General features: G+C 60.4%; 12 protein-coding genes. 6 read left to right on the forward strand and 6 right to left on the reverse strand.

Annotation, left to right across the window (positions count from 1 at the left end):
* Nucleotides 1–43: 43 nt before the first annotated feature.
* On the reverse strand, nucleotides 44–1,633 hold the full coding sequence (gene glpD, locus ACR0K1_RS06625; protein WP_480610326.1) for a glycerol-3-phosphate dehydrogenase: 1,590 nt from the start codon (nucleotides 1,631–1,633) through the stop codon (nucleotides 44–46).
* Between the two features lie 215 nt (nucleotides 1,634–1,848).
* Between glpD and ACR0K1_RS06630 the strand changes: the two genes are divergently transcribed.
* From ACR0K1_RS06630 to ACR0K1_RS06645, 4 genes are all read left to right on the forward strand, one after another.
* Nucleotides 1,849–2,610 (forward strand): DeoR/GlpR family DNA-binding transcription regulator, encoded by a 762-nt coding sequence (locus ACR0K1_RS06630; protein WP_480610324.1) that lies wholly within the window; start codon nucleotides 1,849–1,851, stop codon nucleotides 2,608–2,610.
* Nucleotides 2,611–2,746: 136 nt separating this feature from the next.
* Nucleotides 2,747–3,100, forward strand: coding sequence for a DUF3302 domain-containing protein (locus tag ACR0K1_RS06635; protein WP_480610323.1), 354 nt, complete (start codon nucleotides 2,747–2,749; stop codon nucleotides 3,098–3,100).
* A 21-nt stretch (nucleotides 3,101–3,121) separates the two neighbouring features.
* Nucleotides 3,122–4,267, forward strand: coding sequence for an HlyD family secretion protein (locus tag ACR0K1_RS06640; protein ID WP_480610321.1), 1,146 nt, complete (start codon nucleotides 3,122–3,124; stop codon nucleotides 4,265–4,267).
* Nucleotides 4,268–4,278: 11 nt separating this feature from the next.
* Nucleotides 4,279–5,844, forward strand: coding sequence for an efflux transporter outer membrane subunit (locus ACR0K1_RS06645; protein WP_480610319.1), 1,566 nt, complete (start codon nucleotides 4,279–4,281; stop codon nucleotides 5,842–5,844).
* 3 nt (nucleotides 5,845–5,847) lie between these two features.
* Here ACR0K1_RS06645 and mprF read toward each other — a convergent pair whose 3' ends face one another.
* Together mprF and ACR0K1_RS06655 are read right to left on the reverse strand one after the other, a co-directional pair.
* A complete protein-coding gene (gene mprF / locus ACR0K1_RS06650; protein WP_480610317.1) occupies nucleotides 5,848–8,454 on the reverse strand; it encodes a bifunctional lysylphosphatidylglycerol flippase/synthetase MprF in 2,607 nt (868 codons plus the stop codon).
* Nucleotides 8,455–8,564: 110 nt separating this feature from the next.
* Nucleotides 8,565–8,993 carry an Lrp/AsnC family transcriptional regulator gene (locus ACR0K1_RS06655; RefSeq protein ID WP_480610315.1) on the reverse strand — a complete coding sequence of 143 codons (429 nt, stop codon included), beginning with the start codon at nucleotides 8,991–8,993 and terminating at the stop codon, nucleotides 8,565–8,567.
* 86 nt (nucleotides 8,994–9,079) lie between these two features.
* Here ACR0K1_RS06655 and rocF point away from each other — a divergent pair, with 86 nt between their 5' ends.
* Together rocF and ACR0K1_RS06665 are read left to right on the forward strand one after the other, a co-directional pair.
* Nucleotides 9,080–10,000, forward strand: coding sequence for an arginase (gene rocF, locus ACR0K1_RS06660; RefSeq protein WP_480610313.1), 921 nt, complete (start codon nucleotides 9,080–9,082; stop codon nucleotides 9,998–10,000).
* Nucleotides 10,000–11,043, forward strand: coding sequence for an ornithine cyclodeaminase (locus tag ACR0K1_RS06665; protein ID WP_480610311.1), 1,044 nt, complete (start codon nucleotides 10,000–10,002; stop codon nucleotides 11,041–11,043). Before rocF ends, ACR0K1_RS06665 begins: the two co-directional genes overlap by 1 nt.
* 143 nt (nucleotides 11,044–11,186) lie before the next feature.
* Here the strand turns inward: ACR0K1_RS06665 and ACR0K1_RS06670 are convergent, their stop codons facing one another.
* The 3 genes from ACR0K1_RS06670 to ACR0K1_RS06680 form a co-directional block, all read right to left on the reverse strand.
* A complete protein-coding gene (locus ACR0K1_RS06670; RefSeq protein WP_480610310.1) occupies nucleotides 11,187–12,590 on the reverse strand; it encodes a TRAP transporter large permease in 1,404 nt (467 codons plus the stop codon).
* 3 nt (nucleotides 12,591–12,593) lie between these two features.
* Nucleotides 12,594–13,223 carry a TRAP transporter small permease subunit gene (locus ACR0K1_RS06675; RefSeq protein WP_480610308.1) on the reverse strand — a complete coding sequence of 210 codons (630 nt, stop codon included), beginning with the start codon at nucleotides 13,221–13,223 and terminating at the stop codon, nucleotides 12,594–12,596.
* A gap of 61 nt (nucleotides 13,224–13,284) precedes the next feature.
* The gene (locus ACR0K1_RS06680) at nucleotides 13,285–14,301 is read right to left on the reverse strand and encodes a C4-dicarboxylate TRAP transporter substrate-binding protein (protein WP_480610306.1); all 1,017 of its coding nucleotides are present in this window, start codon (nucleotides 14,299–14,301) and stop codon (nucleotides 13,285–13,287) included.
* Nucleotides 14,302–14,593 lie beyond the last annotated feature (292 nt).

A 14,593-nucleotide genomic window follows, 5' to 3' on the forward strand; every position in this document is an offset into this window, starting at 1 on the left:
ATACTCGAAACAGAAAGCCCCGCCGAAACGCGGGGCTTTTTTCTTAGGCAACCTGTTCCAATTGCAAGCGCTGTTCCATCCACGTCTGCAATCGATCGATCTGGGCCTTATCCAGACGCAGGCCCAGTTTGTTGCGCCGCCAGACCACATCTTCGGCCCTACGCGCGAATTCCTTGTCCATCAGCCAAGCCACTTCGCGAGCGGTCAGAGTGGCCCCGAAATCCTCGCCCAAATCAGCGGCTTCCTTTGCATCGCCCAGAACCGAACGCGCCTCGGTCCCGTAGGCGCGCACCAATCGCGCTGCCCATCGTTTATCCAGGAACGGATAGTCCGCCATCAGGTGGTCGATCAGCTTTTGCACACCATCCACCGGGAAATCCCCTCCCGGCAATGCCACGCCCGCGGTCCATGGTCCGGGCAGGTCTGGGAAATGCCCGGCCACTTTTTCCAAAGCACTCTCGGCCAACCGACGGTAGGTGGTGATCTTGCCGCCAAAGACGTTTAGCACCGGCGCCCCGCCTTGTGCGTCCACTTTCAGCGTATAGTCCCGCGTCGCAGCCGTCGCGCTGCTGGCCCCGTCATCATAGAGCGGACGCACACCCGAATAGGTCCAGACAATGTCGTCTCGCGTCACGGGTTTAGCGAAATATTTCGTCGCAAAGGCACAAAGGTAATCCTGTTCGGCCTCGGTACAGATTGGCGGGATTGAAGGGTCGGAATGATCCTGATCCGTGGTGCCAATCAGGGTGAAATCCTGCTCATACGGGATGGCAAAGATGATGCGCCCATCCTCGCCCTGAAAGAAGTAGCATTTGTCGTGGTCGTAGAGCTTACGCGTCACGATATGGCTGCCCCGGACCAGACGAACCCCCTCGCGCGAGTTCACGTGGATCTTGCTTTGAATGATGTCGCCAACCCACGGCCCGCCGGCATTTACAAGCATCCGCGCCTTGACCTCGCGGGTCTCGCCACTGTTTCGGTCCGTGAGTGTGATCTGCCACAGGTCATCGACACGTTCAGCCCGGATCACCTCGGTCCGCACCAGAATTTCCGCCCCACGCGCCTCGGCATCTCGGGCGTTCAGCACGACCAGCCGCGAATCCTCAACCCAGCAGTCGGAGTATTCATAGGCCGTTTCGAACTTGTCCTGCAGCGGTGCGCCTTCGGGGGCGGTACGCAGGTTCAAGGACGAGGTTCCCGGCAAAATCTTCCGACCACCAAGGTTATCGTACAGGAACAACCCTAGCCGGATCAGCCACGCCGGACGCCGCCCGCGCATCCAGGGCATGACCGTGCTTAACAGTTTCGAGGTCGGCGTTTCCGCATCAAACCGCATGTCTGGGTGATAGGGCAGAACGAACCGCATCGGCCAACTGATATGCGGCATGGCGCGCAGCAGGGTTTCCCGCTCGATCAGCGCCTCGCGGACCAGACGGACCTCGAAGAACTCAAGATACCGCAGCCCGCCATGAAACAGCTTGGTCGAGGCCGAGGACGTGGCCGACGCCAGATCGTTCATCTCGGCCAGCGTCACCGACAAGCCGCGCCCGGCGGCATCGCGCGCGATGCCACATCCGTTGATCCCGCCGCCGATGATGAACAGATCGGTGATCTGATTGTCCTGTTGATCCATTTCCGGATGATTCCCCAAGCTTCGAAACTCGCGCGCATTAACCTGCTGGACGCTCGGTTCGTCAATTCTTTTATTCGTTTTTTTTCGTTCTTGTGCGTATGCACCCATAAGATGTGCAACAGATCAAGTAACTGGTGCACCCCTATTGGATCAATTCCTTGCAATACCCTCAAAAAGGAACAAAAACGAATACACAGCAGAGAATCGGAGCCACAATGTCCCTCTCCTTTCGCCAGTCCGACATTCTGGAGATCGCAAAACAGAACGGCCGCGTTGCGGTCGATGATCTGGCCGCTCGGTTCGATGTCACGGTTCAGACCATCCGCCGCGACCTGTCCGAGCTGTCGGATATGGGCAAGCTGGACCGGGTTCACGGCGGCGCGGTGTTGCGGTCCGGCGTGTCGAATATCGGCTACGAGGACCGCCGCGCCCTGAACGAAGACGCCAAAGCCGGGATTGCCAGCGCCTGCGCCGCCGCGATTCCCGATGGCGCGTCGGTTTTCATGAATATCGGCACCTCGACCGAAGCCGTCGCGCGGCAGATGCTGGCCCATAAGAACCTGATGGTGGTGACCAACAATATGAACGTCGCCAATATTCTGGTCGAAAACCCCGACTGCGAGATTGTTGTCGCCGGAGGGATCCTGCGCCGCTCGGACGGCGGGCTGATCGGTAATCTGACCGTTTCAACCATCAACCAATTCAAATTCGACTATGCAGTTATCGGCTGTTCTGCGCTGGACACCGACGGCGACCTGCTGGATTTCGATTTTCAGGAGGTTCTGGTCAGCCAGACGATCATCGCCCAGGCGCGGCAGACTTTCCTTGTCGCCGATCATTCGAAGTTCCAGCGCTCGGCCCCCGCCCGGATCGCCTCGCTCAGCGACGTGGACGTGTTTTTTACGGACCAGGCGCTGCCAGACCGTCTGAACCGGGCCTGTGCAGACTGGAACACCGCCGTTCAAATCAGCCCCTGACCCCTTTACTTTGGCCGCACAATCCCCACCGATCCGGATCACAATTTGCGCAAATCCCGCAACCGTCTACAAATAGATTGACGAGGTGGGACCAACATCTGAGGATGGGGCAACCTTCCCGCAAGGAGGCGCGAGCATGGGACTACTGGGGCAGCCACTCGGCTACTACGACTATCTGACATTCGTTGCATTGATCCTGCTTCTGGCGGCGGTGATGGCGCTGTTCCTGTTCCTCATGGGCTTGCCCGGACGGATCGCGATCAAGCGTAATCACCCACATGCCGAAGCGGTCAAAATCATGGGCTGGATGGGCTTTCTGGCCGTTGTTCCATGGGTCCACGCCTTTATGTGGGCCTTCCATGACGGCGTGACCGTCGACATCCGCCGCGGCCCGGACGAGGAAAAAGACGCTATCCGCAAGGATATCGAGCGTTTGGGCGGCACGGTCAAAGAAGAATACCAGGCGTCAGACGAGACGCAGAAGAGCTAAGGCCAAAGGAATCAACTCACTATGTTCGTCGCCCTTGGCATTACCCTTTTCTATCTCATCTTTGTCTGGTTCATTTTCTTCAAGGCTCAATGGCTGAAATTCAACATCATGTGGGGGATCGTGTCCTTCTGGGTGGGCGCGCATCTGCTGTTGATTTTTCTGGTCGCCCTGCGGTTCTTCCAGCCCTTCTCGGTCGACAGCCACGTGGTGCGCTCGACCATTCAGATCGTGCCGAAGCTGACGCAGCCGACCATCCTGGCCGAGGTTCTGGTCGAACCCAACACAAAGGTCACCAAGGGCGATCCGCTGTACCGCTTTGACGATACGGTGTTTTCGCTGGCGGTCGATAACGCCGAGGCTCAGCTGGTTGCGGCGGAACAGAATGCCAAAATTCTGGAGCAGGACGTGATCGCCAAGACCGAGGCCGTCGAACGGGCCAACGCGCAATTGGCCTATGCGCTGACCGAGCAGGCGCGGTACGAAAACCTTGTACCTGCCGGCGGCGCACGGCAGGACGAGTTGGATCGCTGGAACGAGCAGGTCGCCGAAGACCAGGCATCGGTCAAGCAGGCCGAAGCCAACCTGCACAAATCGGAACTGGCGCTGGAATCGCAGATCGACGGGGTTAACACCGGCGTTCTGCAAGCGCAGGCGCAACTGGCCGAAGCGCAGTATTTTCTGGACAACACAACGATCTATGCCCCCGAAAACGGCATGATCGTCTCGCAACAGGCCCGCCCCGGGCTTGTTGTCGGGGATATCCGCCTTGGTGCCATCGCCAGCTTTGTCACCGAGGATAACCCCTACATTCTGGCCACCTTCCGCCAGCAGAACCTGAAATTCGTCAAACCGGGTCAGGATGTCGAAGTCGCGCTGGACCTCTATCCCGGAGAGATTCTGCCTGGCAAGGTCGAGGCGATCTGGTGGGCCACGCGTCAGGGCCAGTACCTGCCCTCGGGCCGTCTGCCCGGTTTCGAACTGCCGAAACTGCCGGGCCGGATCGCGGTTCAGATCACCGTCGACCTGCCCGAAGGCCATACCTTTCCCGCCGGTGGTCACGCCGCCGTGGCGATTTATACCGGTCAGGGCAAAAGTTTCGAGTTTCTGCGGCGGATCAACATCCGTCTCTACTCTTTCGCCAACTTCATCCGACCGCTGGATATTTGAGGACGCACATCATGACACGGGCCACATCCTTTCGCAGATTGATGGGAACAGCCCTGTGCGCCGCCGTGCTGGCGGCCTGCACCCCTGTCGGGCCGGATTTCGTGCGCCCGAACTCTCCGGTCGTGAAACAGTGGATCGAAACCAACTCGCCCCAAGCCAGCCAGAGCAGCGGGCTGACCTCGCGCAGCGCGCCGGTGGTGAAATGGTGGGAGACGTTTAACGACCCGACCCTGAACAGGCTGATCGCCGAGGCTTATGCCCAGAACCTGACGCTGCAGGTTGCCGGAGCTCGCGTGCTGCAGGCCCGCGCGCAGCTTGGCATCGCGTTCGGCGAGTTGTACCCGCAATCGCAGGCCATCGGCGGATCGCTTGAGCGTCGTCAGATCAGCGAAAACCTTGGACCGATCTCGGACATCAACCGCATCATCCCGCTGGATACCGAGTTCTCGACCTCACAGGTCGGGTTCGACGCGCAGTGGGAGTTGGATGTGTGGGGTGCGCAGCGGCGCGGGGTTCAGGCGGCGCGGTCAAATCTGGCGCTGCAGGTGGCCAATTACGACGACGCGCTGGTGACGCTGACCGGGGATGTGGCGGCGCTTTATGTGAATATCCGCGCCCTGCAGGAATCGCTGGCCGTGGCGCGTGAAAACATCGCCCTGCAACAGCAATCGGCAGACCTGACCCAGTTGCGTTTCGACAACGGCGTCACGACCGAGTTGGACGTGCAGGAATCCAAGGCGCTGCTCAACAACACCAAGGCGCTGGTGCCGGAACTGGAAAGCGATCTGCAGCAGACAAAGAACGCTTTGGCCGTTCTGCTGGGCACGACGCCGTCGCGCATGACCAGCCAGCTTGGTAACTCGGGCCGTATTCCGTCTGCGCGGTCCAATGTCGCGGTTGGCGTTCCGGCCGAACTGCTGCGGCGCCGCCCGGATGTGCGTGCCGCGGAACTCGCGGCAGCCACGCAATCGGCGCAGGTTGGCATTGCGATGGCCGATCTCTACCCGCAGTTCATTCTGTCGGGCTCGATCGGATTGCAGGCCTCGGGCGGGCGCGATCTGTTCAGTTCCAACAGCAACACCGGGCTGGCCAGCGCGGGCGTCGTCTGGAACGTGCTGAACTATGGCCGGATCAAGAACAACGTCCGCGCGCAGGACGCGGCCTATCAGGAGTTGATCGCGAATTACCAGAACACCGTTCTGACCGCCTATTCCGAGGTTGAAAGCGCCATGGTCGCCTATGCGCAGGCGCGCAAGCAGGTCGGGTTCTATCAGCAAAGCGTCGAGGCCTCGCGCAAGGCCGCTGATATCGCCATCAGCCAGTACACCGACGGCATCGCCAGCTATTCGCGGATTCTGAACACGCAGACGGCGTTGCTGCAGTCCCAAGCCAACCTGATCGAAGCACGGCAGCAGGTGTCCAGCAATCTGGTCGCGGTCTACAAGGGTCTCGGCGGCGGCTGGCAGATTCGGCAAAATCAGGAGTTCCTGCCCGAAACCGTACTGGCCGAGATGGCGTATCGCACCGATTGGGGCGACCTGCTGCAGGAAACCCCAGCACGTGCCAGCCTGAACTGAAGGTTACTTCGTCAGCCCGCGCAGCCCGCCCGAGATCAGGATATTCACCTCGTACAAAATGCGCGGGGCCGCAAACCCACCGGGGCTGGCCAGATAGTTCGGGCTCCATTCCGGTTCGAATTTTTGCTTGAACGAGCGCAGACCCTCGAAATGATAGAACTGCTCGCCATGTTCATAGACAAACCCGCCGATCCGGTTCCAGAGCGAGGCCAATTGCCGGTTTTCGATCCCTGAAAACGGCGCGGCCCCAAGCGAGAACCAGTGGAACCCCTGCTCGGACCCCCACACCATCATCTCGGCAAACAGCGCGTCCATCACAAAGCTGGGGCTGTCGGGTTCGTAGCGCATCAAATCCAGCGATAGTTCGGACTTGTTGCCGCCCTGAAACAGGTTGGCAAAGGCCATGATCTTGCCTTCCTCATTCCGCAGGACGGCATGATCGAAATAAGACAGGTAGTCGTCATCGAAGCCACCCAGCGCAAAGCCTTTCTCTTCGCCCGCCTTGCGCGCCAGCCAATCGTCTGAAATCTGGCGCAATTCCGGCAGCACCGGGGCCAGGTTTTCCTTCGGGATGATCTCGAAAACATAACCCTCGCGCTCGGCCCGGTTCTTGGCCTGACGGAACCGTTTGCGCGACTTTCCGTCCAGCGAGAAGCCTTCGAGCGGGACACGCGCGACCTCACCAATTTTCAGGATCGACAGGCCAAGGTCCAGAAAGGTCGGCAGGTACTTGGTCGAGACGCTGTAGAAGGCACAAAGCTTGCCTTCACGATCCGCCATCTCGCGCATTTGCCAGATCAGTTGTTTCCCTGCGGTCTCATCCCCGACCGGTTCGCCTTTCGATATGATGGCGTTGCCCGTGTCCGCATAAGCGATGAACGCGGTTTCGTCCGGCGAGATCAGGAACTGCTTGTCTCCGGTCAGTGAGATTTGCGATTCAGTATCCTCGGATTCCATCACAAGGCGCTCGACAACTTCGGGAATCTCGGTGCGGACCGGCGTGGGGATCTCGCGCCCGAACAGCGAGTTCACTGCGACCACTCCAAGGATCACCGCCACCACGAGGCTGGAGCGCAGGAACCGCGAAGCGTCACCGTTCCATGCGAATTCCCACCAAAGCGCGTTCTGGTATTCCACATGGGAATAGGCAAACAGGCCGATCCAGAAGATCACCGCCAGCAGCGCCACAACGCTGACCAGCCATGGAATGTTCAGCCGGAAGATCGACGCGCCGCTGACGCGATAGAACGCCCCCCGGAACGTCGCCAGCAAACCAATCGTTGCCAGAATACCGACCGCCTCATGCGTATCCAGCCCCTTGGTGAGCGAGGCCACAAACCCTGCCACCATCAACAACATCGCAACAACCCACGCCCGGTAAAGCTTGCGGAACAACCCGCGTGAGACCAGCAGCAACAGCACTCCCACCGCGCTGCCCAGCAAATGCGATGCCTCGACAAAGGACAGGGGCAGAAACTCTCGCAATACGCCCAGGCTTTGGCTGTTCGACGGCAACGCACCCGAGACCAGAAGGATTACGCCCGCCACAGCAGCCACACCGGCAGCGACCATTGGCACGATCGGGCGGACAACCCGATACACCCACGTTGCCGCCCCCCCGATCCGATGGCGTTGCGTCAGGGCCGAGGCAACGGCGATGGACAAGGTGGCAATTCCAAACGGCAGGAAGGTGTAGACAACCCTGTACAGCACCAAAGCGGCAATGACATCCGACCGGCCGGACGCGCCGAGACCGGCGATCAGAGTGGCCTCGAACGCGCCAATCCCGCCCGGGGCGTGGCTCAGGATACCGACCGCGATGGCCGCTACGTAGACGGTGAAGAAGAACGGAAAGCCGACACCCAGATCGTCAGGCAGCAGGATGTACAGCGTCATGGACGCGCCAAACAGGTCGCCCAAGGCGGCCAGCGTCAGCAGCCCCGCCAGTTTGCTGCTTGGCAGGTTGAACCCGACGCCCGCAAAGGACAGCTTGCGCCCGCCCTTGGACAGCCAGACAAACACGGCGATAAGCAGGGCCAGAAGGCAAAGCCCGATAATCGTTTCCGTCGTTTCGCTGATCGGGACAACCTTGGACACGCCATCAGGGTGAAAAGTCAGCAGCATTCCCAGCGTCAGAACCAATCCGGTCCAGAACGCGATCCACGAGGTTGCGATCACCCCGGCCACGCGCCCAAGGTCAAGGCCCAGCGAGGCATAGATTCGATACCGGATCGCCGTCCCCGTGATGTAGGAAAAGCCCAGACAGTTTGATACTGCGTATCCGCAGGCCCCCGCCATTCCCGCCACCGGCAAGGGAACCTGGCCATCGGCCACGCTTTTGACCGAGAAGACATCGTACATTGAAAGCGACAAAAAGCTGAACGCCGTCCAGCACAGGGCGAAAAACATCAGCGTCCAGGACGTGTTCCGGATGTCCATCTGCACATCCGACCATTTAACGTGACCCGAGAGTTCATGCAGAACGATCAACGCGATCAGCGTGATCAGCACGGGAATCGCGATCCGGACCCAGGGTTTTTCAAGCGTGGCCGTGACCTTCTCGGCCCATTGCACGGCGCGGGGTTCTCTGCCTTGCTCGTGACTGGTCATTGTGAAGGTCCCTGTTGTCTGAACCGGATACACCGGCGATGCCTGCCCGCTGACATTGACACAATCTTGTTGCAACTCAAAGCACTACGCGGTGGCCTGACCGCTGTGAGCTAAAGCCGTCCCTTGCGCGTGGACAGCAGCAGGTTCGTCTCGGACCGGGTGATCCCGTCCATGCGGCGGATCTGAAACAGAACCTCATCGAGTTCGGCCAGCGTTTCCGTCCCGATCTCGGCGATCAGATCCCAGGTGCCGTTGGTTGAATGTACTGCCCGCACCTGCGGCATTGCGGCGATCCGCGCCATGGTCCGTTCGGTCCCGCGCCCCTCAATCTCAAGCATCATAAGCCCGCGCACCGGGCTTTGCGCCACGTCGCGGCGGGTCAGAACGGTAAAGCCTACAATCTCCCCCGAGTCCTTTAGCCGCTGCAACCGGCTGCGAACCGTCGTGCGGGTGACGCCGAGCGTCTCGGCAAGCTCGGACAGAGAGGCACGGGCATCCCGATGCAGCGCGCTGAGCAGCCTGTTATCCAAATCGTCCACAACCAATTTCCATTTTGGATCGTTGGGTTTCCTTTTGAACAATTTGTGGCCTTCCGGCAAGGCATAACGTCAGGCTAAATCAGCATATGGACACCAAGAACATAACACTCGTCGGCGCGCCGATGGACGCTGGCAAACGGCGTCAGGGGTGCCGCATGGGCCCTGACGCCTATCGCGTGGCCGGGCTTCAGCAAGCACTGACCGATCTGGGCCACACAGTCACCGACTATGGCGATGTGCGCCCCCAACTGACAGACACCCCGGATCACCCGCACCTGTTTGCCCTGCCCGCTTGCGTGGGCTGGACGCAGGCACTGAGCCAGACGGCGCAGGAGGTCGCGGGACAAAGCCTGCCGATCTTCATGGGCGGGGATCACGCCCTGTCGATGGGCACAGTCGCTGGCATGGCCGCGCATGCGGGTCGGCTGAATCGCCCTCTCTTCGTTCTCTGGCTCGATGCCCACAGCGATTTCCACACGCCGGACAGCACCGGCAGCGGCAACCTGCACGGAACGCCGGTTGCCTATTTCACCGGGCAACCCGGGTTTGGCGCCTTCCCGCCCCTGCCCGCGACAGTCCCGACCAATCAGGTGGGCATGATCGGGCTGCGGTCTGTCGACCCCGCCGAACGCGCCCGGCTTGAGCATGATCACGCGATGCTGGCAGACATGCGCAGCATTGATGAACACGGCATCAAAGCCCCTTTGATGGCGTTTCTGGAGCGTGTCAGGACAGAAAACGGTATCCTGCATGTCTCGCTGGATGTCGATTTCCTCGACCCCGCCATCGCACCTGCCGTCGGCACCACCGTTCCCGGCGGAGCAACCGAACGCGAAGCGCATCTGGTGATGGAGCTTTTGCACGAAAGCGGGCTGGTTTGCTCGCTCGATCTGGTCGAACTGAACCCGTTCCTAGACGAGCGCGGCCGCACCGCAAAACTGATGGTCGATCTGGCCGCGTCCCTGCTTGGCCGCCGCATCTTCGATCGCCCGACCCGGAGTTTCTGATGACCCTACCTTCTGACAAAGCCCTCGTGCCCTTTGTGTCCGTCGACAACATGATGCGGCTGGTTCACCATATCGGTCTCGAGCAGATGATCACCCGGATCGCCGCGCAGATCGAAGCCGATTTTAAACGGTGGGAGAGTTTCGACAAAACCCCACGTATCCCGGCCCACTCGCCCCACGGCGTCATCGAACTGATGCCAACATCGGATGGTGAGGCCTATGGGTTCAAATACGTGAACGGCCACCCCAAGAACACGTCCGAAGGGCTGCAAACCGTGACCGCCTTTGGCCTGCTGGCAGACGTTTACACCGGCTACCCCACGTTGCTGACCGAGATGACAATGCTGACGGCGCTGCGCACAGCGGCGACCTCGGCCCTGGTCGGCAGCTACCTGGCTCCGAAATCGGCCACCACAATGGCGATGATCGGCAACGGCGCGCAGTCCGAGTTCCAGTGCCTTGCCTTCAAAGCGATGTGCGGGATCGACACGGTGCGCCTTTATGACACCGACCCGAATGCCACCGCCAAATGCGCGGCGAACCTACAGGGTAAAGGGTTGACGGTTATCGCGTGCAAAACGCCCGAGGACGCTATCGAAGGCGCGCAGATCATCACAACCTGCACCGCCGACAAGAAATACGCCACCATCCTGACCGACAACATGGTCGGCCCCGGTGTCCACATCAACGCAATCGGCGGCGACTGCCCGGGCAAGACCGAACTGCACCGCGACATCCTGCTGCGTTCCGAGATTTTTGTCGAATATCCCGAACAGACCCGTGTCGAAGGCGAGATTCAGGCGCTTGAGGCTGATCACCCGGTCACCGAGATGTGGCAGGTCATGACCGGACAAGCCAAGGGCAGAACGGATGACCGGCAGATTACCCTGTTCGACAGTGTTGGCTTTGCCATCGAGGATTTCTCGGCCCTGCGCTTCATAAAGCGCGCCATTGAGGGTACGGATTTCTTCGAACCCCTCGACATGCTGGCCGACCCTGATGATCCGCGCGATCTATATGGTATGTTGATGCGGGCCGGATAAGGCGCACGAATGGGGGCGCTGCCCCCGTCGCCCTGCGGGCGCCTCCCCCGGGATATTTTTAGCCAGATGAAGCATGGGATCCTTTATTCATCTGGCCCCAAATATCCCGGGGCGCGAGGCAGAGCCTCGCAAAAACCTTCGCACTAACCTGCCAAGGACGGCAGATAGAGCACAATCCCCGGAAACGCGACAAGCAGCGCAATCGTGACTGCATCTGCGATGAAGAACGGGGTGACGCCTTTGAACACGTCCTGAACACTCAGGTCCGGGCGCACCCCGGCGACGACAAAGCAGTTCAGGCCGATGGGCGGCGTGATCAGGCAGAACTCGGCCATTTTCACCACCAGTATCCCAAACCAGATCGCGCACATGGGGCCGGACATGCCGAACGCGCTGTCTGCGGCGCTGACGGTTTCGCCTCCGTTCAAGGCCATCACCGCCGGGTAGACCACGGGCAAAGTCAGCAGCAGCATGCCGATGGCGTCCATGAACATACCCAGCACCGCATAGGCCAGAAGGATGCAGATCAGGATCAGCATCGGCGACATTTCTAGCGATGTGATCCAGTCCGAAAACGCGCCGGGCAGGTCCGCGAAGCCCAGAAAGCGCACGTAGATCAGGACGCCCCAGATGATCGAGAAGATCATGGCGGTCAGCTTCGCGGTTTCCAGCAGCGCGGATTTGAACTCGGGCCAGCGCATGCCGTGGAACAGGGCGAAACAGAAGACGATGAACGCGCCGATAGCGCCGCCTTCGGTTGGTGTGCCCCAGGCTTTGTCGCCGAACGGGTTGTAGACGAAGCAGATGATGATCAGGATCACCGCGACAATCGGGATCGCACCGGGCAGCGCGGCGAAGCGTTGCTTCCAGTTGAACCCGGTCACCGGCGGGCCGACGGATTTGAACACTACCGCGATGCCGACAATCAATAGGCCGTAGACCAGCGCCGAGAATGCGCCGGGAATGAACCCGGCCAGCAGCAGTTTGCCCACATCCTGTTCGACGATGATGGCGTAGATCACAAGGATCGCCGATGGTGGGATCAGCGAGGCCAACGTGCCCCCGGCCGCCACAACGCCCGCCGCAAAGCGCTTGTTGTAACCGACGCTTAACATTTCGGGGATGGCGATGCGTGCAAAAACGGCCGAGGTCGCCACCGAGGCGCCCGATACCGCTGCAAACCCGGCGGTTGCAAAGACGGTGGACACCGCCAATCCTCCGGGAACCCAGGCGATCCAGCGCTTGGCGGCCTCGAACAAGGCACGGGTCAGGCCGGCGTAATAGGCCAGATAGCCGATCAGGATGAAGGTGGGGATCAGGCTGAGCGTGTGTGCGGCGACCTTGGAATGGGGCACCTGCCCCGCCGTTTTCACCGCAACAGTCAGGGCCTTGCCGAACCGGTCGGGGTCGTAGCCAAACTTGGCCCAGAAAATCCAAACCAGCCCGAACAGGCCCGCCAGACCCGCCGCAAAGGCCACCCTCATGCCGGTAACGACCAGAACCAGCAGACCGCCCGTCACCCACAGGCCGATTTCAATCGTGTCCATGGCCTAGTCCTGCCCTTCGAACTGCTCGGCCTCGGCCGCTGCCTGCGCTGCGGCGTCCTGTATCAGGGGAACCGCAACCGGGGCCTCAAGCCCAAGAACCAGCGCCCGCCCATAGCCCCACACCTGCAGAACCAACCGCAGGCACAGAACGGAAAATGCGACCGGGGCCAACAGTTTGGCGGGCCACAAGGGAATGCCGATGTCGATAGAGCTATCCCTGCTCCACAGCGGTGCGCCGAAATCGAAGGATCGGTCGAAATGCGACCAGCTGCCCCAGACCAGCGCCAGCATCAGCACAAGGATCAGAATGACTGAGATCAGCTCGAACAGCCACAGCGCCCGCCCGTGCAGGCGGGAGATTACGATGTCCATGCGGATATGCCCGCCGTCCCGCTGAACGTAAGCGATGCCCAGAAACGCGATCAGCGGCATCGCCTGTTCGATCCAGTCGACATAGCCCGGTAACGGCGCGTTGAAGGCGTTGCGCCCGCTGACGGACACCACCGCCAGCACCATAAGGCTGAACACCGCCAGGCCGCTGATCAGTGCCAGAAACCGTTCCAACCCCAGCAAACGCTGGTCCAACTGGCTGAGGCGGCTGCCATCCTCCAGCACGGTGGCTTGTCCTGCCATGCCGCATTTCCCTTATGTTCAGAAAAAAGCGGGTGCCCTTGCAGGCACCCGGTCACAGCAATCAGTTGCCACCGCGCTGTTGTTGCAGCGTCGCCTGGACCAGATCGTAGAGATCCTGCGCCGGCAGACCCTGAGCGGACATATCCGCAATCCACTGCTCACGGATCGGATCGGCTGCGGTCTTGCGGAATTCCTCGATCACCACATCGTCAATCTCGACCTTCTGAACGCCCTTTTCTTCAAGCACGCTGTCCCACTGTTCGAGCAGCCCGCCATAGTTGGCAAGGTAGTGATCGATGGCTTCGTCGATGGAACTGTCCAGTGCCTCGCGATGTTCGGGCGACAGCGCCTCGTAGGCGTCGATGTTTACCACAACCGGGCAGTTCACGGTGCCGGGGTTCAGGTTTGCCGTCCACCAGTCAGCCTCGTTGATGGTGCCAAAGGACAGATGCGCGTGCTGGGCAAAGGCGACCGTGTCGACCACACCGGATTCCATTGCATTAAACGCCTCGGTCGCGGGAACGGATGTCGGCACTCCGCCGACCGCTTCAAAGGCCTTTCCAAGACCGCCGGTGGCGCGGACACGCATACCGTCAAATTCCGAAAGCTCGTCGCGCGGCTCACCGGTGCCTACAATGTTGTACTGCGGCATGGGCGAGGTCATGATGATGCGCGCATTCCACTGCGCCATCTCATCCTTGACCGCGGGATGGTCATAGACGGCGTGGCTGACGGCCACCTCTTCGTCCAGGTTGTTCACGCCCAGAAACGGCAGTTCAAGAACGGTGATCGCGCGATTCTTGTCCCGGTGATACCCGGCGCAGAACTGGGCCATCTCGAACGCGCCAATCTCGATCCCGTCCAGATTCTCACGCGGTTTCGACAGACCGCCGTAGCTGACGTTGATGGTGAAGTCTCCGCCGGTTTTTTCGCTGACAAGCTCGGCCAGTTTTTCCACATGCTCGGTAAAGGCGCGGCGTTTGCCCCACACGGACGCATTCCATTCGGTGGCTGCGGCTTCGGTGACGAAGGCAACGCCCAAGGCGGCGACGGCAGCGCCGCTCAACATTCTTTTCATAGTGATCTCTCCCGTTGGTGCGCCCCTGTTTCGGAGCGCTTGGAACGAAGCTAGCGCCAACATAGCTTTGTGCCAACCCCAAGCAGCAGACAGCCAAAGCAGGCGTTTGGGCCGAACCAAAGACCGCACGCCCATCAGCGCCCGGATGTGCAGGGAGGCGAAGCCAGACAGGGGCGAGATTTCGTCTTGGCAGATGTTACACTTACCCTGTTGTTTAATAAGTTACTTTTCTGATTTTACGCAGAACGTTTACAGAAATACGCCGATTTCAGAAACTTATTTACAAACTAAT

The sequence above is a fragment of the Ruegeria sp. F5 genome, assembly GCF_056533845.1.